We start from the raw sequence: 24,171 nt of genomic DNA on the forward strand, positions 1-24,171 counted from the left end.
GGCGTACCGGGTGGCCGCCGAGGCCATTGCGGCGTCGGTGATGACCAGCGTGTGTGCGGTCCGCTCGACGTGGATGTCGCGCCACTTGTCCCACGGGCCCGGGTAGTAGACGGTCTTCGAGCTGCCGTTCGCGGCCGGTGCGCCGGTGACCGCGGTGACCTTCAGCGGGGCGTCCCGGTTCTCCTTGACGACGGTCCAGCGGTACCACTCGGCGACCGGGGTCAGGTCGTACCCGTCGAACTGGTGCACGAAGGAGACGTCGAGCTGGAAGGTGACCCCCCGGCCGAAGCTGTCGCTGGTCCGGCCCTGTTGGGCGACCGTGCCGTAGCGGGCGACCGCCAGCGGCAGCTTGCCCAGGTTCTTGAAGAGCGCGGTCTGGCTGGCGACGAGGTCCTTGCGGGCCGGGTCGAACGGGGCCAGGTACCCCTTCAGGTCCTTGTCGGCGAGCGCCTTGCTGTGCCGGTTGAGCAGCTCGTTCAGCTCCTGCTGGGTGACGGTGACGCCGTTCGCCCCGGCGGCGGCCTTCGTCGGCTCCTCGCCGCGCCGGGTGAGCCCGACGCCCACCCCGACCGCCGTGCCGGCGCAGAGGGTCAGGGCCAGCACCCCGACGCCGACCCCGATCCACAGCCCGCGGCGGGACTTCGGCGCCGGCGGTGGCTGCGGCGGGTACGCCGGCGGGAAGCCCGGCTGCCCCGGCGTGCCCGGATGGAAAGGCGGCTGTCCCGCCGGCGGGAAGCCCGGCTGCCCCGGCGCGCCCGGGTAGGGAACGGGCTGGGCCGGGGGGCCGGAGCCGGGCACGCCTTGGTACGGACCGGGCAGCGGCTGGCCGGGGTGCCCGGCCGGCGGCCCGTAGCCGGGGACGGGCGGCTGGCCGGGGGGCGGGGCTGGGGCGGGGTGTCCCTGGGTCATGGTTCCTCGTCTGCGCCGTCTCGATGACCAGCCCGCCGCGGCGGGCGTCCCCGCCGCCGGACCGGATGACCGGCAACATCATTCACGCTCGGTCGGCACGATTCAGCCCCGTACCGATCGGTCGCGCCTTTTGTCCCAAAGACCGGCTGTCGTCTCCGTCACGGTTGCCGCCGATGACCTCCGCCACGTCTGGTCCGGGGGGTGCAGCGCTGCCACCGGGCGCGGTGACAGACTGAACGACGCAGCTCTGCCGGGTCGGTCTGAGGGAGGCGCAGTGCGCTGGCGCAGCTTCGTGGCGGTGGGGGACAGCTTCACCGAGGGCATGGACGACGCCTATCCGGACGGCACCTACCGGGGTTGGGCCGACCTGGTGGCCACCCGGCTCGCCGCCGAGGCCGGCCCCGACTTCGGGTACGCCAACCTGGCCATCCGCGGCCGGCTCTTCCCCAACATCGCGGCCGAGCAGGTGCCGGCCGCGCTGGCCATGAAGCCGGACCTGATCAGCTTCGCGGCCGGCGGCAACGACGTGCTCCGGCGCACCTTCGACGCGGATTCGTTCGTGCCCCGCTTCGACTCGGTGATCGCCCAGTTGCGGTCCGGCGGCGCCGACGTGGTCCTCTTCCGGTTCGCCGACGTGATGGCCCGGCTTCCCGGGCAGCGGCTGGTCGCCCCCCGGGTCGGTCTGCTCAACCGGGTGGTCGGCGAGGTCGCCGAGCGGCACGGCGCGATCCTGGTCGACCTGTACGCCGACGACACCTACCTCAACCCGATGCTCTGGAGCACCGACCGGCTGCACCTGTCGGCGGCCGGGCACCGGCGGGTGGCCGGGCAGGTGCTCGCCGCGCTCGGGGTGGGCTGCGACGAGGAGTGGCTGATGGTGCCCCCGCATCCCGCGCCGACCCCGTGGCTGGCCGCCCGGGCCGCCGACCTGCGCTGGGCCGGGCAGCACCTGGCCCCCTGGATCAAGCGCCGGCTCACCGGCCGCTCCTCCGGTGACCTGGTCACCGCCAAGCGGCCCGTGCTCGGGCCGATCACCCTCGACTGACCGGTGCGGACCCTGCACGCCGCGGACCTGCTGCGGCTCACCGTCGACGACGAGCCGCGGCCGGGCCACGCCGTGCTGGTGAGCGGCGACCGGGTCGAGGCCGTCGCGCCGCTGGACGAGCTGACCGGGGCGTACCCGGGGGTGCGGGTGCGCCGGTGGGCCGGCGTGCTCGGGCCGGCGCTGGTGCACGACGGGCCGCTGCCGCCGGCCCCCACCCCGCGCGAGCGGGTGCACGCCCTGTTCCGGCGGGGCGCCGCCGCGGTGCTCGCGGACCAGGTCACCGACCCGGCGCTGCGGGCCGCCGCCGCCCGCAACGAGGTGGCGGTGCTCGCCAGCGCCCGCCCGCCGGCGTTGGTGGTCGGCGGGCGGGCCGACCTGGCGGTGTTCGCCGCCGACGGCTCCTGCCTGGCCACGGTGGTCGCCGGACGGCTGGTGCACCGCCGCGCCTGACCGTCACCGGCGACGCGACCGGTACGAGCCCGGCCGGTAGGGCCAGGCCCCGATGGCTGGCCGTCAGGAGAACGCGGTCCAGGTGCGATCGGCACCTCGGCCGCTGCTGAGCAGCCGTACGTTGCGGTAAAGGATCTGGATCGTGCCGTACGGTCATCGCGATCCTCTGTGGTCGACGGTTCACCACTGTCACGTGTGACCCGGCACATCCGCTGCGCGCGATTCGGGATGGCCGGTCGCGGTCCGGTGATCCGGCGTACCTTGGGGATCATGCCTGTGCCGAGCGATCCGAATCCACACCTCCAGTCGTACGCCGATCCGCAGCGCCTGGTCACCACGGAGTGGCTGGCCGAGCACCTGGGCGACGAGGGCCTCGTGGTGGTCGAGTCCGACGAGGACGTGCTCCTCTACGACACCGGCCACATCCCCGGCGCCGTCAAGGTCGACTGGCACACCGAGCTGAACGACCAGGTCACCCGGGACTACCTGGACGCGCAGAGCTTCGCCGAACTCTGCGCGGCGAAGGGCATCAGCCGCACCGACACGGTGGTCTTCTACGGCGACAACTTCAACTGGTGGGCCGCGTACGCCCTCTGGGTCTTCACCCTCTTCGGGCACCCCGACGTGCGGCTGCTGGACGGCGGCCGGCAGAAGTGGATCGCCGAGGGGCGCGAGCTGACCAAGGAGAAGCCGGACCGGCCGCGCGCCGACTACCCGGTGCCGGAGCGGGACGACGCGCCGGTCCGGGCGTACCGCGAGCAGGTGATGGCGCACGTGGCGGCCGGTCGGCCGCTGGTGGACGTCCGCTCGCCGGGTGAGTACACCGGCGAGATGCTGCACATGCCGGCGTACCCGCAGGAGGGCGCGCTGCGCGGCGGGCACATCCCCGGCGCGGTGAACAAGCCGTGGAAGGCGGCCGCGAACGACGACGGCACCTTCAAGTCCGCCGAGGAGCTGCGGGCCATCTACACCGACCAGCTCGGGCTGAGCCCGTCGGACGACGTGGTGGCCTACTGCCGGATCGGCGAGCGGTCCAGCCACACCTGGTTCGTGCTGCACCACCTGCTGGGCTATCCCCGGGTGCGCAACTACGACGGTTCGTGGACCGAGTGGGGCAACCTGGTCCGGGCGCCCGTCGCCAAGGGCGACCAGCCGGGCGGTCTGACCGGCTGATCCGGCGGCGCCTGGGCGCGGTTTGCGGCAGGTCGTGGTGTTCCCGAGCCGGGACACCACGACCTGCCGCGTTTCGGGCCCGCCCGTGGACCGGGCCGGCCTGGCCCGCTGGGCGGTGGCCGCCGGTCAGGCCGGCGCGGGGCCGGTGAGATAGCGCTGGAGGGTCGGCGCGACCCAGGCCACCAGCTCGTCGCCGGCCATCTCGACCACCGGTGGCAGGCCGACGATGTAGCGGGTGAAGGCGAGGCCGAGGACCTGGCTGGCGACCAGTCCGGCCCGGCGCGCGGTGGTCGCCGGGTCGGTGCCGAACCGGGCCACCTCGGCGGCGAGCTGCTCGGCGAAGACGCCGCGCATCCGCTCGGCCGCGGCCGGGTTGGTGCTGGCGGCGCGGAGCAGGGCGGCGAGCGTTTCGTCCCCCTCCCAGCGGCGCACGAAGTGCCGGGCGAGCGTCTCGCCGAGCCGGTCGGGCGGCACCGTGCCGAGGTCCGGTAGGCGCAGGTCGAACTCGGCGGCGGCCGCGAAGAGGCCCTCCTTGCTGCCGTAGTAGCGCATCACCATGGACGGGTCGATCCGGGCGTCGGCGGCGATGGCCCGGATGGTGGCCCGCTCGTAGCCGTCGGCGGCGAAGCGTTCCCGGGCGGCGCGCAGGATGGCCGCGCGGGTGGCGTCGGAGCGGCGGGCGCGAGGTGCCGTGTCGGTCATGCCCACAACTGTAGGCCAACAAGCGTTGACATCGAAGGTAGCGCGTGGCTACCGTTGTCAACGGGTGTTGGCAAACAGTCGTTGGCATACCGGAGGTGGGGCATGCTGCCCGAGCGCACCGACGTCCTCGTGGTGGGAGCCGGCCCGACCGGCCTGGCCGTGGCCGTGACCCTGGCCCGGCACGGAATGACCGCCACCGTGGTCGACCGGCTCGCCACCCCGCCGGTCACCTCCCGGGCCGCCGTCGTGCACGCCGGCACCCTGGAGGTGCTCGACCGGATCGGGGCCGCCGCCCCGCTCGTCAGCCGCGGCCTACCGGCCACCCGGTTCACCGTCCGGGACCGCGACCGGGTGCTGCTCAACATCCCCTTCGACCGGTTGCCGTCCCGCTACCCGTACGCGCTCATGGTGTCCCAGGCGGACACCGAGGCGGTGCTCGCGGACCGGCTGGCCGCGCTCGGCGGCCGGGTGCTCCGGCCGTACGCGCTGACCGGCCTTGCCCTCGACGGTGCCGGCGCCACCGCCCGCTTCGCCGACGGTGCGGAGATCCGGGCCCGCTGGGTGGTCGGCGCGGACGGCATGCACAGCAGCGTCCGCGAACTGGCCGGCATCGACTTCGGCGGGGTGGCCGACCCGGGCGAGTCGTTCCTACTCGCCGACGCCCGGGTGGAGAGCGTGCTGCCCCGCGACCAGACCGCGCTCTTCCTGGCCCGGCAGGGGCCGCTGGTCTGGGCGCCGCTGCCGGACGGGGTGGTCCGGCTGGTCGCCGCGGTGCCCGACGCGCCCCGCGAACCGGACCGCGCCCGGTTCCAGGCGCTGCTCGACGAGCGGGGGCCGGCCCGCCGGCCGGACCGGATCACCGAGCTGCTCTGGACCTCCCGGTTCCGGGTCCACCACCGGATCGCCGGGGCGTACCGGTCCGGGCCGGTGTTGCTCGCCGGCGATGCCGCCCACGTGCACAGCCCGGCCGGCGGGCAGGGCATGAACCTCGGCCTCCGCGACGCGGTGGCCCTCGGCGACGCGCTCGCCGCGGTGCTCGCCGGCCAGCCCGCGACCGTGCTCGACGGGTACGCCGCCGCCCGCCGGCCGCTCGCCGAGGAGGTGCTCGGCTTCGCCGACGGGCTCACCCGGCTCACCACCGTGCCGGCCGCCGCACGACCGCTGCGCAACCTGCTGCTCCGGGCTACCTCGCTGCTGCCGCCGGCCCGGCAGCGGCTCGCCGTCCGGCTGGCCGGTTTCGAGCCGGACCGCCCGGCGGCCTTCCCGACCCGCCCAGCGTCCGCCACGTCCCGGCGGTGACCAGGAGGAAGACGCCGGCCGCCGCCCAACCCACCGGAGCCACCCCGTACGCCTGGCCGGCGAACCCGGCGAGCGCCGCGCCCACCGGCGCGCTGGCCAGGCCGACCACCCGCTGGGCCGCACCCACCCGGCCGAGCAGTTCCGGCGGCACGTGCCGCTGCCCGTAGGCGGCCCAGAGGCTGTTCCACACCGTGGTGCCGGCGGCGAAGCAGGCCAGCGCGGCGCCCCCGGCCAGCGGGTGCCGGGCCGCCGCGAACCCGGTCAACGCCACGGTCTGCGCCAGCAGCACCCCGCGCAGCGCCGGGAGGGTGCCGAGCCGCGCCGCCAGCCGCCCGGCGGCCAGCGCACCCGCCAGCCCGCCCAGCACCACCCCGGCCATGAACAGCCCGTACCCGCTCGCCGGCACCCGCAGCACCTCGAGCGCGTACAGCACCATCACCGCCATCAGCCCACTGATCGCCAGGTTCGACCCCGCGGTCGCCCCCGTCACCGTCCACAACACCCGATCCCCCCGCACCCACCGCACCCCCTCCCACACCCCCACCCTCGCCCTCGCCCCGCCTGCCGCGATCTTGCAGTTGTGGTTGGGTATACGCCCCTTTTCTTCTGCTTCGTCCCCACCACAAGTGCAAGATCGACGCAGCGGAGTCAGGGCGAGGGTGGGGAGGGCGGCCAGGGCGAAGGTGAGGGCGTCGACCGTGAAGGGAAGGGCCGCCGCGAGGGCGAAGAGGAGGCCGGCGAGGGGGGCGCCCAGGAAACCGCCGGCCACCGCCGTACCGGCCTGGAGGCGACCGTTGGCGGTGGGCAGGGCGGCGGGCGGCACCAGCGACGGCAGCAGCGCGAACGAGGCGGCGTCGAAGAGCGTGCCGAACGCGGCCAGCAGGAAGGCGACCGCCGCCAGCACGGCGATCCCGGCCCGCCCGGTGCCCACCAGCACCGCCAGGGCGGCCACCAGCACCGCCCGGGCGCCGTCCACCACCGCCATCGTCCGGCGGCGGTCCCAGCGGTCCGCGTACGCGCCGCCGAGCAGCCCGAACAGCAGCGGCGGGAGCTGACCGGCCACGGTCACCGCGGCGATCGCCCGGGCATCGCGGGTCAGCGCCGCGGCCAGCAGGGCCAGGGCCGGCGTACGCAGGGCGTCGCCGAATCGGGAGGCGACCGCGGCGGACCAGAGCAGCCGGTAGTCCCGGCCGAGCACGAAGGTGGTCATGCCGACCGACCCTGGAGCCTGCACCGGGTCGAGGGTCAACCGGGGACTCGACGGGGACGGACGCCGTCGGCCCCGGCCGGTACGGTGAGAGCTCCCCGCCGACGGCTCCGCTGACGCCCACGCTCCGTACACCGGCTCGCGCAGCCCCGGCACCGCACGATTCCCCAGGCCAGGTAACCCGAGCGGGAGCACGATTGGACCGGACCTTCCAGGTCGACCTCCGGGGTGTGGTCGACCTGCTCAGTCACCACCTCTACGGCAGCCCCCGGGTGTACGTCCGGGAGCTGCTGCAGAACGCCGTCGACGCGATCACCGCCCGTCGGGCCACCGAGCCGGACGCCCCGGCCCGGGTCCGGATCGAGCCGCCCGAGCTGACCGGCGACGGCACGCTGCGGGTGCACGACAGCGGCGTCGGCCTCACCGAGGCCCAGGTGCACGAGCTGCTGGCCACCATCGGCCGCAGCTCCAAACGCGACGAGCTGGGCTTCTCCCGCCACGAGTTCCTCGGCCAGTTCGGCATCGGGCTGCTCTCCTGCTTCCTGGTGGCCGACGAGATCCGGGTGCTCACCCGGCACGCCGACCGGCCCACCGTGCGCTGGACCGGCTGGTCCGACGGGCGGTACGCGGTCGAGGTCGCCGCCCCCGGACAGGCCCGCGACGAGCCCGGCACCACGGTGACCCTGGTGCCCCGGCGCGACGCGGACCAGTGGTTCGGGACGCCCACGGTGACCGAGCTGGCCCGCCTCTACGGCAGCCTGCTGCCGGTCGAGGTCCGGGTCGGCGACACTCCCACCACCACCGGCCCACCGCCCTGGCCGACCGCCCCCGGCCGGCCCGTCGACCGGCCCGCCCTGATCCGGTACGCGCGGGACGTCCTCGGCTTCGTCCCGTTCGACGTGGTGCCGCTGGCGGTGCCCGAGGCGGGGCTGACCGGGGTGGCGTTCATCCTGCCCACCGCGGTGAACCCGGCCGCCCGGCCCGGGCACCGGGTCTACCTCAAGCGGATGCTGCTCACCGAACACGCCGACGCGCTCCTGCCCGACTGGGCGTTCTTCGCCCACTGCGTGGTCGACGCCAGCGAGCTGCGCCCCACCGCCAGCCGCGAGGCGCTCTACGAGGACAGCCTGCTCATCGCCACCCGGGACGCCCTCGGCGACCAGATCCGCGGCTGGCTGGTCCGGCTGGCCACGCACGACCCGCGCCGGCTCGCCGAGTTCCTCCAGGTGCACCACCTGGGCGTCAAGGCGCTCGCCCTGCACGACGACGAGATGCTCCGCCTGGTCGACCAGTGGTGGCCGATGGAGACCAACGTCGGCACCCTCACGCTGGCCGAGTTCCGCCAGCGGCACGGTCTGCTCCGCTACGCCGCCAGCCTCGACGAGTTCCGCCAGCTCGCCGCCGTGGCGGCGGCGCAGGACCTGGCCGTGGTCAACGGCGGCTACACGTACGACACCGAGCTGATCGAGCGGCTGCCCACGGTGGACCGGTCGGTGCTCATCGAACGGCTGGAGCCGAGCGACCTCACCACCCGCTTCGACACCCTCGACCCGGCCACCGAGCTGGCCCTGCGGCCGTTCCTCGCCGGGGCGCAGCGGGCCCTGGAGCGGCTCGGCTGCGAGGTGGTGGTCCGGGCGTACGATCCGGTTTCGCTGCCCGCGCTCTACCTGGTCTCCCGCTCGGCCGCCTTCCACGACCAGCTCGCCGCCAGCCGCGACAAGGCCGACGAGCTGTGGGGCGGGGTGCTCGACGCGCTGGCCGCCACCGCCCCGCCGGACCGGCCCCAACTGGTGCTCAACCACCGCAATCCGCTGGTCCGCCGGGTCACCACGCTGACCGACCCGGAGCTGGTCGGGCTCGCCGTCGAGGCGCTCTACGGTCAGGCCCTGCTGCTCGGCCACCACCCGATCCGCGCGGCCGACGCCGCCCTGCTGAACAGTTCCTTCCTCGGCCTGCTCGGCCGGGCCGTACCGGGACAGGAGTGACCGTGACCGACGACGACCTCTGGCGGGTGCTCTACGACATCGACAAGATGCCGTACGGGCCGGGGCAGATCGCCGCGCTGGAGCAGCTGCTCCGCCGGGCCGACGCCGGCGACGACCGGCACCTGGCGTTCGCCGCCCGGATCATCGGCACCACCGCGTACGTCTACGGCGGCGAGCCGGCCAAATCGTTCGTCACCTTCTCCTGGTGCCTGGGCGAGTACGACCGCGACCCGCAGCCCTACCACGAGCGCTACACCCACCAGCTGTTCTGGTTCTTCAAGTACATGGTCACCGCCATGCTGAAGTTCCCGGAGCTGCCGCTGGACCGCACCTACGCGGTGCTCGACGACATGGAGCGGCGCTACCGGGAGTCCGGGCACAGCCTCCAGGCCGTGCACAAGCACCGCTACCTGGTCGCCGCGCACCTGGGTGCCGAGGAGGAGGCGGCCCAGTGGTACCGCCGCTGGCTGACCACGCCCCGGGACGCGCTCTCCGACTGCGCCGGCTGCGACCCCACCACGCAGGTGGAATACCTGGCCGGGGTGGGCCGGCACGAGGAGGCGGTGGCGCTGGCCGAGCCGGTGCTCGCCGGCCGGCTGAGCTGCACCGAACAGCCGCAGGCGATCCTCACCACACTGCTCACCCCCTACCGGGAGACCGGCCGGGCCGACGCCGCGCGGGACGCGCACCGGGAGGCGTACCGGCGGCTGCGCGGGCGCCTGTCCGACCTGTGGGAGATCGCCGACCACGTCGAGTTCTGCACCGTCACCGGTAACGAGGCACGCGCCCTGGAGCTGGTCGAACGGCATCTCGACTGGCTGGACCGGGCGCCCACGCCGGCCGCCGCCATGCACTTCGCGGCGGCCGCCACGGCGGCGCTGCGCCAGGTGCCGGGCGAGCTGGCCGTGCACCGCCGGGCGGCCGGCGACCGGCCCGCCGCGGACGTGCCGGTGGGCGCGCTCGCCGACGAGCTGGCCGGCACGGCCACCGCGCTGGCCGAGCGCTTCGACGCCCGGAACGGCACCCGGCACCAGTCGGAGCTGATCGCCCGGCGGCTCGCCGCCGCGCCGGCCGGCCCGCACCTGCCGCTCTCGGCCAGCGTGCGCCGCCGGCCGGTGCCCGCCCCGCGTACCGGTGGCTCGGCCCCGACCGCGCCGACCCCGGTCAGCGTGCCGGCGCAGGCCGGCCCGGACGAGCTGCTGGCCCTGGCCGACGACTACTGGCGGCGGCACCGGCGCGACGGGCTGGTCGCCGCGCTGCGCGCCTACGACGAGCGGTACGCCGACGCCGACCTGCCCCCGGCCACCCGCGCCTGGCGACTGGAGCTGCGCGCCGGTGAGCTGAACGAGGGCGACGACGAGGTCGCGGCGGCCATCGAGGCGAACCGGGCCGCCTTGGCCGCCTGGCGGGCGGTGCCGGACCCGATCCGGGCGCAGGTGGTGGCGGGCCGGTTGGGTGCCCTGCTCTGCACCACCGACGAGGGCGCGGCCGAAGGGCTGGCCTTGACGCGGGAGTCGGCCGAGCAGCTGGCCGCCCATGGTGACCAGCGGGAACGCGCCGCCGCCCAGGACCGGTTGGCGCTGGCGTACGTGCACCGCGGGCAGTGGGCGGAGGCGCTCGACGCGCTCGACCGGGCCGCCGCCGAGGCCGACGTCGACCCGTGGCTGGCCGGCCGGGTCGCGCTGCACCGCACCCACGTGTTGGAGCAGCTGGCCCGGGCCGACGAGTTCCGGGACGCCGCGGCGCAGGCCCGGGAACTCGTCCGCGAGCTGGGCGACGGCGAACTGCTGGCCGCCGCCTGCCTGGCGTACGCCCGATCGGTGGACGACCCGGCCGAGGCCGTCACGGCCTGCGACGAGGCGCTGGCGTCCGCCCCGCCCGGCGTACGGCTGCCGGTCCGGGTGACCCGGGGCCGGGCACTGCTCGCCGCCGACCGGGCCGGCGAGGCGGTGGACGACCTCGCCGAGGCGGTCACCCTCTGCGTCGAGCAGGGCCTGCCGGGGGACGCGCTGCTGCGCTGGGAACTGGCGGACGCCTACCGCGCGGCCGGGCGGCTGGGCGAGGCCGCCGAGGTGGCCGAGGAGGCGGTGCTCGGGTTGGACCGGGATGGCGCGCAGGCCGAGGCCGACCGGTGCCGGCACCTGCTGGCCGGCATCTACCAGGCGCTCGGCGAGATCGACGCCGCGCTCGCGCTGCTCGCCCAGCTCGCGGAGAACCTGGACGGGCCGGACAACCTCCCGCACCGCGCCCAGGTGCTGGAGGAGGCCGGCGGGATCCTCTACGAGGCCGACCGGGACGCCGTGGCCGCGCAGCGGTTCGCGGCGGCGGCGTCCGCGTACCGGCTGGCCGGGCACCCCGTGGATGAGCTGCGGGCCCGGCGGCGGGAACTGCTCGCCCTGCACTGGTCCGGTGACCTGCCGGCGGCAGCCGCCGCGGTCGAGGTCGTCGACGCTGCCGCGGCGGCGCTCGACGCCCGGCCCGACGGTGGCGGCGGGGTCGACCGCGATGGCCACGGCGCCGCCAGGTCCGACGAGCCGCCCGTGGTGACGTACGAGCGGGCGATGGCCGCTGACGCGGTGGCCCGGGTGCTGGCGGCCGAGGACCGGTTGACCGCCGCGCTCGATCGGGTCGGCGGGTTGCCGGACCGGCTCCGGTCGATCGAGGCGTTCGGCGAGGCGGCCCAGGTGGAGGTCTTCACGGGGGAGTTGCTGCTCCGCACCGAGCGGCCCGCCGACGCGGAGCGGCTGCTGCGCCAGGTGCTGGGCGGGCTGCCCGCCGGTTCCCGCCCGGCCGCCCAGGCCGCGTGGCTGCTGGCCCGGGCCCTGGACGACCTTGGCCGTCCCGCCGACGCGGCGAAGATCCGCGCCGAACACGGCATCGAGGAGAACTGACTGCCCGACGTGATGTGAGGCGACCGACGGGTAACCAAGGCTCCACCTTGCCGTGGGTGAGGTCTAGGCTGGCCCGGTGGCGGTGGAACAGCAGGCGCGGGGCGCGGCGAGCGGCGCGACGGGTGCGAGCCGGCGTCGGTCCCGGCGCGACGAGATCCTGGAGATCGCGGTTGGGCTCTTCGCGGCCCGCGGCTACCACGGCGTGTCGATGGACGACATCGGCGCGGCCGCCGGGGTGACCGGGCCGGCGCTCTACCACCACTTCGCCGGCAAGGAGGCGATGCTGGTCGCCGCGCTGATCCCGGTCAGCGAGGGCCTGCTCGCCGGTGGCAAGGAGCGGGTCGCGCACCACCCGGACGACCCGCGCGGCACGCTGGAGTCGCTGATCGACTTCCACGTCGACTTCGCGTTGGCCAATCCTGCCGTGATCGCCCTGCACCTGCACGAGTTGGATCGGCTCCCGGACGAGCCGCGCCGCCGGATCCGCCGGCTCCAGCGGATGTACGTCGAGGAGTGGGTGACCGTGCTGACCGCGCTGCACCCGGGGCTGCCGGACGGCGAGGCGCGGGTGCTCGCCCACGCCGCGTTCGGCCTGATGAACTCCACGCCGTTCCTCGGCGGCGAGGTGGACCGTCGGCGCCGTGCCGAGCTGCTGCGGGCGGCGACGCTGGCCGCGCTGCTCGCCCCGACGGACCCCGCCTGATCGTAGCGCGCCTTAACGCCCGTTAAGCGCGCGCGCCGTCCGCGTGCTAAGAAGAGGCCCCTGCTATGCAAGAAGCGTGAGAGGGGACCCTGCCTTGTTCGAGTCGCTGTTGGTGGCCAACCGGGGCGAGATCGCGCGCCGGATCATCCGTACCGCGCGGAAGCTCGGGATCCGCGCGATCGCGGTGCACTCGGAGGCCGACGCCGGCCTGCCGTTCGTGACCGAGGCCGACGAGGCCGTCTGCGTCGGCCCGGCCAATCCGGCGCTCAGCTACCGCAACGTCGAGGCGATCCTCGACGCCGCGAGGTCGACGGGTGCCCAGGCGATCCACCCCGGCTACGGCTTCCTGTCGGAGAACGCGGAGTTCGCCCGTACCGTCCAGGCCGGTGGGTTGGTCTGGGTCGGGCCCGGCGCGGACGCGATCAGCGCGATGGGCGACAAGATCAATGCGCGGAACCTGATGGCCGCGGCCGGGGTGCCGGTGGCACCGGGTACCACCGAGCCGGCGGCGGACCTGGCGGCGGCGGTCGCCGCCGCCGCGGAGATCGGCTACCCGGTGATGGTCAAGGCCGCGGCCGGCGGTGGTGGCATGGGGATGGGGGTGGCCGCCGACGAGGCGGCGCTCGGCACCGAGTACGACAAGGTCCGCTCGTTCGCCGAGCGGATGTTCGGCGACGGCTCGGTGCTGATCGAGCGTTACTTCCCCCGGGTACGCCACGTCGAGGTGCAGATCCTCGGCCTGGCCGACGGCCGGGTGGTGGCCCTCGGCGAACGCGAGTGCTCGGTGCAGCGCCGCAACCAGAAGCTGGTCGAGGAGTCCCCGTCCCCGGCGGTCTCCCCGGAACTGCGCGAGCGTCTCCTGGCGGCGGCGGTCCGGGCCGGCGAGGCGGTCGGCTACCGCAACGCCGGCACGGTGGAGTGCCTGTTGGTGCCGCGTCAGCGGGACGTTGCGGGCGATGGTCCCGGTACCGAGGAGTTCTTCTTCCTGGAGATGAACACCCGCCTCCAGGTCGAGCACCCGGTCACCGAGTACGTCTACGGCGTCGACCTGGTCGAGGAGCAGTTGCGGGTGGCCGCCGGCCTGGCCCCGACCTTCGACCCGGACGCGCTCGCCCCGCGCGGGCACGCCATCGAGCTGCGGATCAACGCGGAGGACCCGAAGCGTTTCCTGCCCGGCCCGGGCGCGATCACCACCTGGAACGAGCCCTCCGGCGGGGGTGTCCGGGTCGACTCCGGGTACGTCGCCGGCAACACCGTCACCCCGTTCTACGACAGCCTGATGGCCAAGCTGATCGTCAGCGGGGCGACCCGCGAGGAGGCGGTGGAGCGCGCCCGCGCCGCGGTGGCCCAGTTCGAGATCGCCGGCCCGAAGAACAACCTCCCGTTCTTCGCCGAGCTGCTGGAGAACCCGGAGTTCCTCTCCGGTGACTACGACACCGCCATCGTCTCCCGCATGCGCTGACCCCGCCCCCACCCGGCCGCGGAGCGCTGTGGTTGATCATGGAGTTGGCGGCGACGAAACGGGCAGACCCGGTCGTCAACTTCATGGTCACCGGGGCGCGGGGCCGGGTGGGATGCTGGAGGAACCAACACCCAAAACCGTCACAGTGAGGTGACCCCTTATGGCGGAACTGCCGGACTTCGTGTCCATCCGGGAGGTCGGGCCGCGCGACGGGCTCCAGAACGAGGAGCCGATCGCCACCGACGCCAAGGTGCGGCTGCTCGACGCGTTGTCCCGTACCGGCGTGCGGCGGATCGAGGCGGTCTCGTTCGTGCACCCGAAGGCGATCCCGCAGATGGCCGACGCCGACGAGGTGTGGCAGCGGGCCACGAAGGCCGGCGGGGTGCGCTACTCGGCCCTGGTCCCGAACACCCGGGGCGCGCAGCGGGCGCTGGCGGCCGGGTTCACCGAGATCGAGGTGGTGGTCTCGGCCAGCGACACGCACAACCGGCGCAACGTCAACCGGTCGACCGAGGAGTCATTGGACGACATCGCCGAGCTGATCGACCTGCTGCACGGCGCGGGCGCCCGGGCCGAGGTGATCGTGGCGACCAGCTTCGGCTGCCCATACGAGGGGGACGTCGACCCGCAGCGGGTGGCCGGCATCGTCGACCGGGTGGTCCGGGACGGGGCGGACCGGATCGCCTTCGGCGACACCACCGGCATGGGTACGCCCCGGCGGGTCCGCGAGCTGATCACCGCGGTCCGGGACCGGAATGCCCAGATCCCGGTGCTGTTGCACTTCCACAACACCCGGGGCACCGCCCTGGCGAACATGCTCACCGCGATGGAACTGGGCATCACCGAGTTCGACGCCAGCGTCGGTGGCCTCGGCGGCTGCCCCTATGCCCCCGGCGCCAGCGGCAACCTGGCCACCGAGGAGGCCGTGCACATGCTGCACGACATGGGCATCGACACCGGCATCGACCTGGCCGCCCTGATCGAGGCCGCCGAACTGGCCGAGCGCCTCATCGGCCGGACACTCCCCTCCGGCGTCCTCCGCGCCGGCCCCCGCACCCGCCTGACCCCCCTCCCCGCCTAGCGCTGCGTTGATCAAGGGGTTTGCGTCTGGATCCGGGCTCGGCGAGACGCAAACCCCTTGGTCGACGACGCCGCCGGGTGCGCGCGGGCGGGGGCGGTGGTGGTGGTCGATGCCCTCGGGGGCTGGCCGCCGGTGGGGTCGCCGGTGGTGGGCCGGATGCGCTAGCCTAACGATCGTTCAGGTGGTCGGTCCGCTCGTGAGGCGGCCGGTGGCGAGGGAGTCGGCGTGACGCTCGACGGTGAGGCCCTGGAGCAGCTGCGCAAGCGCGCCAAGGCCGGCGGTGCGGACAAGTACCACGCGGCGAACGCCGCCAAGGGCAAGCTCTTCGCCCGCGAGCGGGTGGCGTACCTGGTCGACGAGGGCTCCTTCGTCGAGGACGGCCTCTACGCCAACGCGCTGGCCGACGGGCTGCCCGCCGACGGCGTGGTCACCGGCACCGCCACCATCGACGGCCGCCCGGTCTGCCTGATGGCCAACGATTCCACGGTCAAGGCCGGCAGTTGGGGCGCGCGGACCGTCGAGAAGATCATCCGGATCATCGAGCGGGCGTACTCCACCGGCGTGCCGATGGTCTACCTGGTCGACTCGGCCGGCGCCCGGATCACCGACCAGGTCGACCTGTTCCCGGGGCGGCGCGGGGCCGGCAAGATCTTCTGGAACCAGGTCCGTGCCTCCGGCTCGATCCCGCAGGTCTGCGCCCTCTTCGGGCCCAGCGCGGCGGGCGGGGCGTACATCCCGGCGTTCTGCGACGTGGTCGCGATGGTCGAGGGCAACGCCAGCATGTACCTCGGCTCGGACCGGATGGTCGAGATGGTCACCGGCGAGAAGACCACGCTGGAGGCCATGGGCGGGGCCAAGGTGCACTGCGCCGAGTCCGGGGTGGGCCACTTCCTCTGCAAGACCGAGAACGACGCGCTCGACGTGGTACGGACGTACCTGTCGTACCTGCCGTCGAACTGGAAGCAGGACCCGCCGGCCGCCGAGGCGGTGGGCGCGCCGGAGAAGGCCGACCTGGCCGCGCTGGTCCCGGCCAGCGAGCGGCAGGCCTTCGACATGCGCCGGTACGTCAAGGGCCTGCTCGACGACGGCAGCTTCTTCGAGATCCAGGCGCTCTGGGCCAAGGAGCTGACCATCGGCTTCGGCCGGCTGAACGGCGAGGTCGTCGGCGTGGTCGGCAACAACTCGATGTTCAAGGGCGGGGTGCTCTTCGTCGACTCGGCCGACAAGGCGACCCGGTTCGTCCAGCTCTGCGACGCGTTCAACGTGCCGCTGCTCTTCCTGTCCGACGTGCCCGGCTTCATGGTCGGCAGCGCGGTGGAGAAGCAGGGCATCATCCGGCACGGCGCCAAGATGATCACGGCGATCTCCGAGGCGACCGTACCCAAGATCTGTGTGGTGGTCCGCAAGGCGTACGGCGCCGGCCTCTACGCGATGGCCGGCCCCGGCTTCGAGCCGGACGCCACGATCGCGCTGCCCACCGCGAAGATCGCGGTGATGGGCGCGGAGGCGGCGGTCAACGCGGTCTACGCCAACAAGATCGCCGCGATCGAGGACGAGGCCGAGCGGGCCGCGTTCGTGGCCGCGAAGCGCGAGGAGTACGAGCGGGACATCGACATCGTCCGGCTCGCCAGCGAGCTGGTGGTCGACGCGATCGTCGAGCCGCACGAGTTGCGTGCCGAGCTGGTCCGCCGGTTCGCCGCGGCCCGCGGCAAGGAGCGGCACTTCTCCCGGCGCCGGCACGGCGTCACCCCGGTCTGACCGACCCCGCAGCACGATCCGGCCGGGCGTCACGAGCGCCGGGCGGACCAGCTACCCAGGAGGAGCAGATGGACTTCCGGCTCAGCGAGGAACAAGAGGCGCTGCGGTCCAGCGTGCGGGACTTCGCCCGTGAGGTGGTCGCACCGGCCATCGCCGAGCACTACGAGCAGCACACCTTCCCGTACGAGATCGTCCGCCAGATGGGCAAGATGGGCCTGTTCGGGCTCCCCTTCCCGGAGGAGCACGGCGGCATGGGCGGCGACTACTTCGCGCTCTGCCTGGCCCTGGAGGAGTTGGCCCGGGTCGACTCCAGCGTGGCGATCACCCTGGAGGCGGCGGTCTCCCTCGGCGCGATGCCGATCTACCGGTTCGGCACGGACGAGCAGCGGGCCCAGTGGCTGCCGAAGCTGCTCAGCGGTGAGGCCCTGGCCGGCTTCGGGTTGACCGAGCCGGGCACCGGCTCCGACGCGGCCGGCACGCAGACCCGGGCGGTGCTGGACGAGGCGACCAACGAGTGGGTGATCAACGGCTCGAAGGCGTTCATCACGAACTCCGGCACCGACATCACGGCGCTGGTCACCGTCACCGCGGTGACCGGGACGAAGCCGGACGGCAGCAAGGAGCTGTCCACCATCATCGTCCCGTCCGGCACCCCGGGTTTCACGGTGGCGCCCGGCTACTCCAAGGTCGGCTGGACCGCCTCGGACACCCACGAGCTGACCTTCGACGACTGCCGGGTGCCGGCGGCGAACCTGCTCGGTCAGCGCGGTCGGGGCTTCGCCCAGTTCCTGCGCATCCTCGACGAGGGGCGGATCGCCATTGCGGCCCTCGCCGTCGGTCTCGCCCAGGGCTGCGTCGACGAGTCGGTCAAGTACGCCAAGGAACGCGAGGCGTTCGGCCAGCCGATCGGCAACTACCAGGCGATCCAGTTCAAGATCGCCGACATGGAGCTGAAGGCGCACACCGCCCGGCTGGCCTACTACGACGCGGCCGCCCGGATGCTGGCCGGCGAGCCGTTCAAGCGGCAGGCGGCGATCGCCAAGCTGCACGCCAGCACCATCGCGGTGGACAACGCCCGCGAGGCCACCCAGATCCACGGCGGCTACGGCTTCATGAACGAGTACCCGGTGGCCCGGTTCTGGCGGGACTCGAAGATCCTGGAGATCGGCGAGGGCACCAGCGAGGTGCAACGCATGATCATCGCTCGGGACCTGGGCATCTGAGCATGCCGGCCGGACCCGGGACGGGTCCGGCCGCGTGTCGGATATCGGCGGCCGACGGTCGGCTGGCCGACGATGGGCTGTGGACGGTCGCACCCGATCCGTACTCTTCGTGACCATGACGCCCGGTCATGATCGTTTGCACCCGGATGGTCGCCTCCGGTTGTCCGAACTGCTGCGCGGGTACCGGCTGGCCGCCGGCCTCACCCAGGCGGAGCTGGCCGCCCGGGCGGGCATCGGGGTGCGTACCGTCCGCGATCTGGAGCGGGGGCGCTCGGCCCGACCCCAGCGCACCACCATCGATCTGCTCGCCGACGCGCTCGGCCTGACCGGCGACGCCCGGCAGGCCGTCCTGGCCGCGGCCCGGCCGGCGCGGACCGCCGGGCCCGACCTGGCCGGCGACCCCGACGCCCCCGCCGCGTCGGTCCCGGCCGCCCGGCAGCTCGCCGTCACCGGCACCACGACCACCGGCACCGGTACGCCGATCGCGCTGCCCCAACCGGTCACCCTGATCGGCCGGGATCGGGACGTCGCCGAGGTGGCCGCCCTGCTCGCCGCGGACCGTGCCGTGGTGAGCCTGGTGGGGCTGGCCGGGGTCGGCAAGAGCGCGCTCGCACTCACCGTCGCGTACGCGATGGCCGCCGAGCATCCGGGCGGCGTTGCCGGGGTGCTGGTCGGCGAGGGTTCCGACGCGGGCGACGTGCTCGCCGCCGCGCTCGCGGTGCTCGGCGTCAACCGGCCGGCCGACCTCGCCTGCCGGCTCGCCGACCGACCGGCGCTGCTGCTGGTGGACGCGGTCGAACGGGCACCCGAGGCGGTCGCCGAGGCGTTGCGCGTGCTGGTCGCCGCCGCGCCGACGCTGCGGGTGCTGGTCACCGGCCGCCGTCCGGCCGGCCTCCCCGGCGAGCTGGTCCGCCCCGTCGCGCCGCTGGACGTACCCCCGCCCGGGGTGACCCCCACCGACCCGGCCGAGCTGGCCCGGTGGCCGGCCGCGGCGCTCTTCGTCGCCCGGCTGGCCCAGGCCCGTCCGGAGCCGCCGACCCCGGCCGAGCTGCCGGCACTCGCCGCACTGGTCCGCCGGCTCGGTGGCCTGCCGCTGGCCATCGAGCTGATGGCCGCCCGGGGCCGGATCCTCGACGTCACCGAGCTGCTCGACCGGTACGGCGACCGCGTCCTCGACCTGGCCACCGGTGGCCGCCCCGACTGGGAGCCGGTCACCGGGGCGGCGGAACCGGTGACGCTGCGCGAGGCGGTGGCGACCAGCTACCGGCTGCTCGCGCCGGAGGAACGCTCGGCGCTGCGCCGGCTCGCCGCGTTCCGTAACCGGTGGTCGGTGGAGCTGGGCGAGGAGCTGCTGACCGACGGCGGCCCGCGGCAGGACGCCCTGCCGCTCCTCGACCGGCTGCGCGAACTCGGCCTGCTCAGCGTCCGGGGCACCGGGCCGTTCCGGTTCCGCCTCCTCGACGCGGTCCGTGACTTCGCCACCGAGCAGGCGGCCGGCGAGGGCGAGCTGGCCGCGATCCGCCGCCGGCACGCGCTGGTGATCACCGGGCTGGTGCTGCGGACCGCGCCCGAGCTGGTCGGCGCCGACCTCACCGGCACGGTACGCCGGCTCGACGAGGTGACCAGCGACATCATCGCCGCGCTCGGGCACGCCGCCGAGCACGATCCGCTGACCGCGCTGCGGCTGGCGGCGGCGCTGCCCCGCTGGTGGCGGCTGCGCGGGCGGGACGTCTCCGGCCGTCGCTGGCTGCGCCGGCTGCTGGCCGACCCGCGGACCGCCGACGCCCGTCCGCTGCTGCGCGCCTGGGCGATGACCGGGGCGGCACGGCTGGCCGCCGAGCACGCCGCCGAGCTGGAGGAGCTGCCCGTGGCGCGCGCGGCGCTGGCCATCTTCCAGGCGGAGGGCGAGGTGACCGGCGAGCTGTCCGCCCGTTCGGTGCTCTGCACCCTGCTGCTCGCGGCCGGGGCGTACGACGAGGCCCGGGCGCAGGGCGAGGCCGTGCTCGACCTGGCCACCCGGCACGGCCGGATACGTGAGATGGCGGTCGCCCACCACCATCTGACCTGGCACGACCTCCGGGTGGGGGACCTGGCCGGGGCGCGGCGCCGGTTGGCCACGGTGGACCGGCTGGCCAGCGAGTGCGGCGAGCAGCGGCTCCGGGTGCTGGTCCGGGCCGACCTCGCCGAGGTGACCCGGCTGGAGGGCCGGTACGTCGATGCCGTGGCGCAGGGGCGCCGGGCGGCGGCGGCGCTGGCGGAGCTGGGTGATCCGGGACACCGGCGGCGGGCGCTCGGCACGGTGGGGCTGGCCCTGGCCGAGTCGGGACGCGCCGACGAGGCGTTGGCGGTGGTGGCGGAACTGCGCCCGTTCCGGGTGGCGCCGGCGCAGCGCGGGCCGGTCGGCGACCCGGCCGGTGCCGGGGCGGGCCGCTCCCGGCGCCCGGAGGACGCGGTCTGCGCGTTGATCGAGGGGCACCTGGCGCTGCACCGGGGTGATCGGGAGGCGGCCGCCGAGTGGTTCGCCGCAGCCGCGGAGGGCGCTGCCGGGGCGCGGGACCGGCGCGACGCGGTCGAGGCGCTGGTGGGTCTCGCGGCGACCACGGCGGACGTGGCGGTGCTGGAGCGGCTGGACCGGGCCCGCCGGTTGACCGGGGTGAGCTTGGTCACCCGGGAGGAGGAGCTGCTCTACGCACTGGTGGCCGCCCGGCCCCGCGCCTGACGCCGGCTGGGCCAGCGGGTGGTCCGGTACGGGTTCCAGGACGGTGGGCGAAGCTGCCGGGCGGGGTTCCAGGACGGTGGGCGAAGCTGCCCGGGCGGGGTTCCTGGACCGTGGCGGAGCTGCCCGGGCGGGGCTCCTGGATCGTGGCGGAGCTGCCCGGGCGGGAGGGCCACCACGGGAGGGAGCGGGGGTGGCGCGAGCGAAGTAGCCCCCTGATGTTGCCCCTCGCTCATCGCTCGCGCCAGCACCCCCCGGTGCTCCCCCGCTCGTGGGAAGCGTAGCCAGGACGTCGACGTTTTTCGGGCGATTTTGACAGCATTTGCGGCGAAGCTGTGCCGGTTCTGCCGGTGGTTCTGCCGGTGACCGGCGGGTACGCCGCTCGCACCTTCCGACGCGCCGCCAGTGGCGAACAGGCCGGACGGCCGCCCGTGGGCGAACAGGCCGGACCGCCGCCCGTGGGTGGCGAACAGGCCGGACCGCCGGCGCGGCCGTGGAGGTGGCGCTCGCGGCCCGGCGGGGTGGCCCGGATGTCACTGGCGGCGCGGCCCGGTTGGCGGGCACCCCGGCGGAGGCATGGCGTCAGCAGTCGCCGGCGGACTGGTTGGCGGGCACCCCGGCGGAGGCGCGGCGTCAGCAGTCGCCGGCGCCGGCCGGGAGGGGGTCGGTGCTGCCCGCGGTGGCACCGGGGTGCACCGCGTCGCGGACCTGCCGCAGCCCGTCGAGCAGGGCGTCCAGCGCGGCCGGGTCGAGCTGGCCGGTGAACCACTGCTCGATGATCTGCACGTGCCCGGGCAGGGTCTGGTCCAGCCGGGCCAGTCCTGCGGCGGTGACCACCGCGTACGAGCTGCGCCGGTCGGACGGGCAGGCCCGGCGGCGGAGCAGCCCGTCGCGTTCCATCCGGTCGACCACCCGGGTCACCCCGCTGGTGGACAGGGAGGTCTGTGCCGCCAGGTCGGTCATCCGGAGCTGGTGACCCGGTGAGCGGGTGAGCCGCATCAGCACCTCGAACTCGACCGCCGAGAGGCCGTGCTCCTCGAACTGGGCGCTGAACCGGGCCGACAGCCCGGCGGTCGCCTCGAAGAGCAGGCCGATGGCGGTGATCCGCGGGTCGTCGAAGACGTTCTGGTCCACGAAGCCATCCTAGCAGTACTTGACAGATGGAATATTGCCATGCCTATAGTTGCTTAGTCAGTCGTTGGCCTACTAAACCATCTCCCCTGGAGGACCGCACCATGACCAGCAGCACCGAAGCCGTTACCCGCGACTGGGAGGGCCTCACCATCCCCGCCGCCGGCACCTACCTGCTGGACGTCGCCCACAAGCGCGTCGGGTTCGTCGCGCGGCACATGATGGTCAGCAAGGTACGCGGTGAGTTCGCCGACGCCACCGCCACCATCACCGTCGGCGAGGACCCCCTGCAGTCCTCGGTGACCGCCACCATCCAGGCCGCCAGCATCAACACCGCCCAGGCGGACCGGGACGCGCACCTGCGTAGCCCCGAGTTCCTCGACGTCGAGCAGTTCCCGACCCTGGAGTTCCGCAGCACCGGCGTGAAGTCCCGGGACGGCAACGAGTTCGTCCTCTCCGGCGAGCTGACCATCCGTGGCGTCACCCGCCCGGTCGACCTGGAGGTCGACTTCGAGGGCGTCGGCCGCAGCCCCTTCGGGCAGGACATCTTCGGCTTCTCCGCGTCGACCGAGATCGACCGTGAGGAGTTCGGCCTCACCTGGAACGTCGCGCTGGAGACCGGCGGCGTCCTGGTCGGCCGGAAGATCAAGATCGAGATCGAGGGCGAGGCCATCCGCCAGGCCTGACCCCTCCGTACACCCGAACGGGCCCGCGCCGTCACCCGACGGCGCGGGCCCGTTCGTCTTCAGGTGCGAATTGTCACGTGTTGTTCGCTGGTTGCCAGGTGGTGGGGCGGGTGGCGGCTGGGTAGGAGTCCAGACCTGCGCCCACCGGTGTTCGCCGGTCCGGGCGCACTTACGGACTCAACGTGAATGGTTCACAATGCGTTGCGGAACGGTACGGTTCCGTCGCACCGGCGCCGGGAGGACATATGGGCAGAGACGTCGAGCAGGGCGCCTTCTCCCGGGAGGATCGGGTCCGCTACCGGCAGAAGGTCCGGCGGTGCCTGGACGTCTTCGCGCTGATGCTGGACGATTTCGGCTTCGACGCCGACCGCCCGATGACCGGGCTGGAGATCGAGCTGAACCTGGTCGACTCCGCGGCCGAACCGGCCATGCGCAACGACCAGATCCTCGCCGACATCGCCGACCCGCTCTTCCAGACCGAGCTGGGCCAGTTCAACCTCGAGCTGAACGCCTCACCCCGGCTGATCGAGGGCAACGGCTTCGCCGACTACGAGCAGGACCTGCGCAGCAGCCTCAGCCGCGCCGACGAGCGCGCCGCCAAGTCCGACGCCAAGATCGTGATGGTCGGCATCCTGCCCACCCTCACCGAGCGCCACCTGGTCGCCGACAACCTCTCCACCAACGAGCGCTACCGGGTGCTCAACGACCAGATCGTCGGTGCCCGGGGCGAGCACATCGAGCTGGACATCCGGGGCGTCGAACGGCTCCGGACGCACAACGACTCGATCGCCCCGGAGGCCGCCTGCACCAGCCTCCAGTTCCACCTCCAGGTCGCGCCGGACAGCTTCGCCGACTACTGGAACGCGTCCCAGGCCATCGCCGGGGTGCAGGTGGCGATCGGGGCCAACTCGCCCTTCCTCTACGGCCGGCAACTCTGGGCGGAGACCAGGATCGCCCTCTTCGAGCAGGCCACCGACACCCGCCCGGACGAGCTCAAGGCCCAGGGCGTACGGCCCCGGGTGTGGTTCGGGGAGCGGTGGATCACCTCGATCTTCGACCTCTTCGAGGAGAACGTCCGCTACTTCCCGCCGCTGCTGCCGATCGTCGAGGACGAGGACCCGGTGGAGGTGCTGCACGCCGGAGGCGTACCGGAGCTGGCCGAGTTGCGGCTGCACAACGGCACGGTCTACCGCTGGAACCGGCCGGTCTACGACATCATGAACGGCCGGCCACACCTGCGCGTGGAGAACCGGGTGCTGCCCGCCGGGCCGACCGTGGTGGACATGCTGGCCAACGCGGCCTTCTACTTCGGGCTGGCCCGTGGCCTCGCCGAGGCGGACCGGCCCATCTGGAGCCAGCTCACCTTCTCCTCGGCCGAGGAGAACTTCCACGCCGCCGCCCGGCGCGGCATGGACGCCGTGCTGCACTGGCCCCGCCTCGGCGAGGTGCCGGTGACCAAGCTCGTGCTCGACGTGCTGCTGCCCACGGCCGCGCTGGGCCTGGACCGGTTCGGTGTCGCCCCGGCCGAGCGGGACCGCCTGCTCGATGTCATCGAGCAGCGCTGCCGTACCGGCCGCAACGGGGCGGTCTGGCAGACGGAGGCGGTCTGGGCGGCCGAGCGGCACCGGGGCATGGACCGGGACGCCGCGCTGCACCACATGCTGACCCGGTACGCCGAACTCCAGCGCAGCAACGAGCCGGTGCACACCTGGCCGGTCGACTGACCGCCCGCCCCGGCCTTCAAGTTGCC

At 74.1% G+C, this 24,171-nt stretch carries 17 protein-coding genes and 1 pseudogene; 14 read left to right on the plus strand and 4 right to left on the minus strand.

The window, feature by feature from the left end; genetic code table 11:
- Positions 1-909 (minus strand): annotated as a pseudogene (locus tag LQ51_RS34335) (hypothetical protein); the annotation flags it as partial.
- A 274-nt stretch (positions 910-1,183) separates the two neighbouring features.
- Here LQ51_RS34335 and LQ51_RS03095 point away from each other — a divergent pair.
- The 3 genes from LQ51_RS03095 to LQ51_RS03105 all read left to right on the plus strand — a co-directional run bounded on the left by LQ51_RS03095 (position 1,184) and on the right by LQ51_RS03105 (position 3,577).
- Positions 1,184-1,954 (plus strand): SGNH/GDSL hydrolase family protein, encoded by a 771-nt coding sequence (locus LQ51_RS03095; RefSeq protein ID WP_046563103.1) that lies wholly within the window; start codon positions 1,184-1,186, stop codon positions 1,952-1,954.
- A gap of 3 nt (positions 1,955-1,957) precedes the next feature.
- Positions 1,958-2,404, plus strand: coding sequence for an imidazolonepropionase-like domain-containing protein (locus LQ51_RS03100; RefSeq protein WP_046563104.1), 447 nt, complete (start codon positions 1,958-1,960; stop codon positions 2,402-2,404).
- Positions 2,405-2,674: 270 nt separating this feature from the next.
- Positions 2,675-3,577 carry a sulfurtransferase gene (locus LQ51_RS03105; protein WP_046563131.1) on the plus strand — a complete coding sequence of 301 codons (903 nt, stop codon included), beginning with the start codon at positions 2,675-2,677 and terminating at the stop codon, positions 3,575-3,577.
- Between the two features lie 126 nt (positions 3,578-3,703).
- Here the strand turns inward: LQ51_RS03105 and LQ51_RS03110 are convergent, their stop codons facing one another.
- Positions 3,704-4,279 carry a TetR/AcrR family transcriptional regulator gene (locus tag LQ51_RS03110; RefSeq protein WP_197087510.1) on the minus strand — a complete coding sequence of 192 codons (576 nt, stop codon included), beginning with the start codon at positions 4,277-4,279 and terminating at the stop codon, positions 3,704-3,706.
- A 102-nt stretch (positions 4,280-4,381) separates the two neighbouring features.
- On the opposite strand from LQ51_RS03110, the gene LQ51_RS03115 reads away from it, so the two are divergent.
- Entirely contained in the window at positions 4,382-5,578 is a 1,197-nt protein-coding gene (locus LQ51_RS03115; RefSeq protein ID WP_046563106.1) for an FAD-dependent monooxygenase, read from the plus strand.
- Here LQ51_RS03115 and LQ51_RS03120 read toward each other — a convergent pair.
- A complete protein-coding gene (locus LQ51_RS03120; RefSeq protein WP_082159245.1) occupies positions 5,463-6,788 on the minus strand; it encodes an MFS transporter in 1,326 nt (441 codons plus the stop codon). The genes LQ51_RS03115 and LQ51_RS03120 overlap by 116 nt on opposite strands.
- A gap of 194 nt (positions 6,789-6,982) precedes the next feature.
- Between LQ51_RS03120 and LQ51_RS03125 the strand changes: the two genes are divergently transcribed.
- The 8 genes from LQ51_RS03125 (at position 6,983) to LQ51_RS03160 (ending at position 20,607) form a co-directional block, all read left to right on the plus strand.
- Positions 6,983-8,770, plus strand: a complete 1,788-nt coding sequence (locus tag LQ51_RS03125) for an HSP90 family protein (RefSeq protein WP_046563107.1) — start codon at positions 6,983-6,985, stop codon at positions 8,768-8,770.
- A 2-nt stretch (positions 8,771-8,772) separates the two neighbouring features.
- Positions 8,773-11,661, plus strand: coding sequence for a hypothetical protein (locus LQ51_RS03130; RefSeq protein ID WP_046563133.1), 2,889 nt, complete (start codon positions 8,773-8,775; stop codon positions 11,659-11,661).
- Positions 11,662-11,737: 76 nt separating this feature from the next.
- Positions 11,738-12,364, plus strand: coding sequence for a TetR/AcrR family transcriptional regulator (locus tag LQ51_RS03135; protein WP_046563108.1), 627 nt, complete (start codon positions 11,738-11,740; stop codon positions 12,362-12,364).
- 94 nt (positions 12,365-12,458) lie between these two features.
- The gene (locus LQ51_RS03140; protein ID WP_046563109.1) at positions 12,459-13,826 is read left to right on the plus strand and encodes an acetyl-CoA carboxylase biotin carboxylase subunit; all 1,368 of its coding nucleotides are present in this window, start codon (positions 12,459-12,461) and stop codon (positions 13,824-13,826) included.
- Positions 13,827-13,986: 160 nt separating this feature from the next.
- Positions 13,987-14,907, plus strand: a complete 921-nt coding sequence (locus tag LQ51_RS03145; protein ID WP_046563110.1) for a hydroxymethylglutaryl-CoA lyase — start codon at positions 13,987-13,989, stop codon at positions 14,905-14,907.
- Between the two features lie 225 nt (positions 14,908-15,132).
- On the plus strand, positions 15,133-16,665 hold the full coding sequence (locus tag LQ51_RS03150) for an acyl-CoA carboxylase subunit beta (RefSeq protein ID WP_046563111.1): 1,533 nt from the start codon (positions 15,133-15,135) through the stop codon (positions 16,663-16,665).
- A 68-nt stretch (positions 16,666-16,733) separates the two neighbouring features.
- Positions 16,734-17,888 (plus strand): acyl-CoA dehydrogenase family protein, encoded by a 1,155-nt coding sequence (locus tag LQ51_RS03155; RefSeq protein ID WP_046563112.1) that lies wholly within the window; start codon positions 16,734-16,736, stop codon positions 17,886-17,888.
- 115 nt (positions 17,889-18,003) lie between these two features.
- Positions 18,004-20,607 carry an ATP-binding protein gene (locus LQ51_RS03160; RefSeq protein ID WP_046563134.1) on the plus strand — a complete coding sequence of 868 codons (2,604 nt, stop codon included), beginning with the start codon at positions 18,004-18,006 and terminating at the stop codon, positions 20,605-20,607.
- 630 nt (positions 20,608-21,237) lie between these two features.
- On the opposite strand, the gene LQ51_RS03165 is transcribed toward LQ51_RS03160, so the two are convergent.
- Complete coding sequence (locus LQ51_RS03165) at positions 21,238-21,738, minus strand: MarR family winged helix-turn-helix transcriptional regulator (protein ID WP_046563113.1); 501 nt, start codon at positions 21,736-21,738, stop codon at positions 21,238-21,240.
- A gap of 101 nt (positions 21,739-21,839) precedes the next feature.
- Between LQ51_RS03165 and LQ51_RS03170 the strand changes: the two genes are divergently transcribed.
- Together LQ51_RS03170 and LQ51_RS03175 are read left to right on the plus strand one after the other, a co-directional pair.
- Positions 21,840-22,421 carry a YceI family protein gene (locus LQ51_RS03170; protein ID WP_046563114.1) on the plus strand — a complete coding sequence of 194 codons (582 nt, stop codon included), beginning with the start codon at positions 21,840-21,842 and terminating at the stop codon, positions 22,419-22,421.
- A gap of 245 nt (positions 22,422-22,666) precedes the next feature.
- Positions 22,667-24,145: a glutamate--cysteine ligase family protein gene (locus LQ51_RS03175; RefSeq protein WP_046563115.1), complete on the plus strand. Its 1,479-nt coding sequence runs from the start codon at positions 22,667-22,669 to the stop codon at positions 24,143-24,145.
- Positions 24,146-24,171 lie beyond the last annotated feature (26 nt).

It is taken from the genome of Micromonospora sp. HK10, from assembly GCF_000982955.1.
GTDB lineage: Bacteria > Actinomycetota > Actinomycetes > Mycobacteriales > Micromonosporaceae > Micromonospora.